The sequence below is a fragment of the Burkholderia sp. KCJ3K979 genome (assembly GCF_016759955.1).
Lineage (GTDB): Bacteria > Pseudomonadota > Gammaproteobacteria > Burkholderiales > Burkholderiaceae > Burkholderia > Burkholderia orbicola.
This window is the reverse complement of the sequence record NZ_JACFYV010000363.1, coordinates 1-3,427: the sequence shown is the minus strand read 5'-3', so window position 1 is coordinate 3,427 and position 3,427 is coordinate 1. Positions and strand designations below refer to the sequence as shown.

The 3,427-nt window shown below is 69.4% G+C and carries 2 protein-coding genes; both read left to right on the top strand.

The genetic code is table 11. The annotated features are described in order from the left end of the window. The first annotated feature begins 184 nt into the window (after positions 1 to 184). Positions 185 to 1,216 (top strand): bile acid:sodium symporter family protein, encoded by a 1,032-nt coding sequence (locus tag H3O04_RS34610; protein ID WP_202589437.1) that lies wholly within the window; start codon positions 185 to 187, stop codon positions 1,214 to 1,216. Positions 1,217 to 1,445: 229 nt separating this feature from the next. Beyond that, positions 1,446 to 3,293, top strand: coding sequence for an EAL domain-containing protein (locus H3O04_RS34605; RefSeq protein WP_202589436.1), 1,848 nt, complete (start codon positions 1,446 to 1,448; stop codon positions 3,291 to 3,293). The last annotated feature ends 134 nt before the right edge of the window (positions 3,294 to 3,427 follow it).

Here is a 3,427-nt window from a genome sequence, read left to right as displayed (position 1 = left end):
GGTCGCGACAGAACATTCTTCTGCGGTTTGGAGTGCGGCCGGGCAACGGCGGCGGCCGCCGCCTCATGCAATCGGTTCATCAATCGATTCGCACAATGAATTTGTGTAGTGAATCGCCAACCGGGACAATAACGCCATCCGCGCGCGCGACGCGCGCCTTCGCCATTTCCGAATCGAGTTCCCGATGGCCCGTCCCCGTTTTCTGCCCGACAACTTCACGCTCGCGCTCGTCGGCACCGTCGTGCTCGCGAGCCTGCTGCCCTGCCGCGGTCCGGCCGCCCATGCGTTCAACTGGGCGACCAACGTCGCCGTCGGCCTGCTGTTCTTCCTGCACGGCGCCAAACTGTCGCGCGAAGCCGTCGTTGCCGGCGCGACGCACTGGCGGCTGCACGCGGTCGTGCTGCTCAGCACGTTCGCGCTGTTTCCGCTGCTCGGCCTCGCGCTGAAACCCGTGCTGCAGCCGCTCGTCACGCCGACGCTGTATGCGGGCGTGCTGTTCCTGTGCACGCTGCCGTCGACGGTCCAGTCGTCGATCGCGTTCACGTCGATCGCCAAGGGCAACGTGCCGGCCGCCGTCTGCGCCGCCTCCGCGTCGAGCCTGCTCGGGATCTTCGTCACGCCCGCGCTCGTCGGGCTGATGATCACGTCGCAGTCGGCCGCCGCGGCGTCGCCGTGGAGCACCGTCGGCAGCATCGTGATGCAGCTGCTCGTGCCGTTCATCGCCGGCCAGTTGCTGCGGCCCGTGATCGGCGGCTGGATCGACCGCAATCGCGGCGTGCTGCGCTTCGTCGACCAGGGCTCGATCCTGCTGGTCGTCTACGTCGCGTTCAGCGAGGCCGTCAACGAGGGGCTGTGGCACCAGATTCCGCCGCGCGCGCTCGGCGGCCTGCTGGTCGTCAACCTCGTGCTGCTCGCGATCGCGCTGCTGCTGACCGCGTTCGTCAGCAAGCGGCTCGGCTTCAACCGCGCGGACCAGATCACGATCATCTTCTGCGGCTCGAAGAAGAGCCTCGCGGCCGGCGTGCCGATGGCGAAGGTGATCTTCTCGGCGAACGCGGTCGGCGCGATCGTGCTGCCGCTGATGCTGTTCCACCAGATCCAGCTGATGGCGTGCGCGGCGCTCGCGCAGCGCTGGGGCGCACGCGACACGAGCGGCGAGCACGACGAGGGCGGCGCGGCAGCCGCGTCGGGTGCGCTGAGCACGGGCAAGCGCTGACGCGTCGGGGGCGCGAGGGCCGCCGGTGGCGGCCTTCCCCCTTCCGCCTTCCGCACCCGGCCCTCCGCCTTTCACACGCAGCTTCCCGTCCGCCCCCTTCGCACCACGCGCCCGCGCGGGCCCGGCGCGATGCACCGGCAACGCCCCCTCGTGTCACGAAATCTTCATTCAATTCTCCGCGAGCGGTGCCGTTAAGCCGGGCGTCCCGTCGATTCGGCTGCCCTCGCCCATGCCCGCGCTCCCCTCCGATTCCGCTGTCGCCCGCACTACGCGCCTGATCGCGGAACGCGCACTCGCCGCCGTGTTCCAGCCGATCGTCGACCTCGGATCGGGGACGGTCATCGGTTACGAAGGGCTGATCCGCGGCCCGCGCGGCACCGACCTCGAGCCGCCGGCCGCGCTGTTCGCGCAGGCCGCGCGCGAAGGCGAAACCATCGCGCTCGAACGGGCCGCCGCGCTCACCTGCCTCGACGCGTTCGCAGCGCTCGGCTGCGACGGCAAGCTGTTCCTCAATTTCAGCGCGGGCACCATCCTCACGCTCGCCAGCGAACGCGAGCGCGCACGTCAATTCCTCGGCCGCGCGCGGATCGGCGCGGAGCGCATCGTGATCGAGCTCACCGAGCAGAACGCGATTCCCGATCTCGCGGACATCGGGCCGGCGGTCGCATCGTTGCGCGACGCCGGCATCCAGTTCGCGCTCGACGACTACGGCACCGCGAACGCCAGCATGAACCTGTGGCTGCGCCTGCATCCGGACGTCGTGAAGATCGACCGCTTCTTCATCCACGACATCGCGCGCGATCCGCTCAAGTTCGAAGCCGTGAAAGCGATGCAGCACTTCGCGCAGGCGAGCGGCGCGAAGCTGATCGCGGAAGGCATCGAGAACGAATGCGACCTGATCGTCGTGCGCGACATGGGCATCTGCTGCGTGCAGGGCTTCCTGCTCGGCCGGCCGAACGCACAGCCGTCGCGGGTGGTCGCGCCGGCCGCGCGCGACGCGATCCGCGCGCCGCACATCGCGGTGTTTCCCGGCGTGACGCGCGCGGTGCGGCCGGCCGGCACGATCGCCGGGAAGATGCTCGTGCCCGCCCCGGCGCTGCCGCGCGACGCGACCAGCAACGACGTGCTCGAGCTGTTCAACCGGATGCCCGACCTGCACGCGGTCGCGCTCGTGGAACGCGGGCGGCCGGTCGCGCTCGTGAATCGGCGCGGCTTCATCGACCGCTTCGCGCTGCCGTATCACCGCGAGGTGTTCGGCAAGAAACCGTGCCTGCAGTTCGCGAACGACGCGCCGCTGATGATCGACAACGCGACCACCTTCGAGCAGCTCGCGATGCTGCTCGCGAGCCACGACCAGCGCTATCTCGCCGACGGCTTCGTGATCACCGAACACGGCCGCTATGTCGGGCTCGGCACCGGCGAGAGCCTGGTACGCGCGGTGACCGAGATGCGCATCGAGGCCGCGCGCTACGCGAATCCGCTGACCTTCCTGCCCGGCAACATCCCGATCAGCGCGCACATCGACCGCCTGCTCCAGCGCGACGCCGGCTTTCACGCGTGCTACGTCGACCTGAACCAGTTCAAGCCGTTCAACGACCAGTACGGCTACTGGCAGGGCGACGAAGTGCTGAAGTTCGCCGCGACGGTGCTGGCCGGCGTGTGCGATCCGCAACGCGACTTTCTCGGCCACGTCGGCGGCGACGATTTCCTCGTGCTGTTCCAGCGCGACGACTGGCGCGAGCGCGCCGCCGACGCGATCGCACGCTTCAACGACGGCGCGCAACTCTTCTACACGCAGGTCGACCGGCAGGCGGGCGGGCTGCGCGGCGAGGACCGCCACGGCAATCCGGCGTTCTTCGGCTTCGTGACGATGGCGATCGGCGCGGTCGGCGTGCCGGCCGGCGCGCACGGCGCGAAACGCTACGGCAGCGACGAGATCGCGTCGGTCGCGGCGCTCGCGAAGCGGCGGGCGAAGCAGCAGCCGGACGGGCTCGCGGTCGTCGATCTCGATGCCGGCCGCGCCGCGCTGCGCGATCGCGGCGAACCGCCGGCCGTGGCGGTGGCGGTGGCGGGCTGAACGGCGCGCTAGTTGTGAAGCTTCAATAGGTTGTATCGATGGTTCATCCGGACTGAGTCTGGGAGACTGGAAGTCGCCAAACACCCAACCTTCCAGGAACCCAGCCGGATGAACACCCATAAGAATGCCCGACT

Coding starts and splice junctions, on each gene's coding strand:
- H3O04_RS34605 (WP_202589436.1), top strand. CDS start 1,446: ATGCCCGCGCTCCCCTCCGATTCCGCTGTCGCCCGCACTACGCGCCTG.
- H3O04_RS34610 (WP_202589437.1), top strand. CDS start 185: ATGGCCCGTCCCCGTTTTCTGCCCGACAACTTCACGCTCGCGCTCGTC.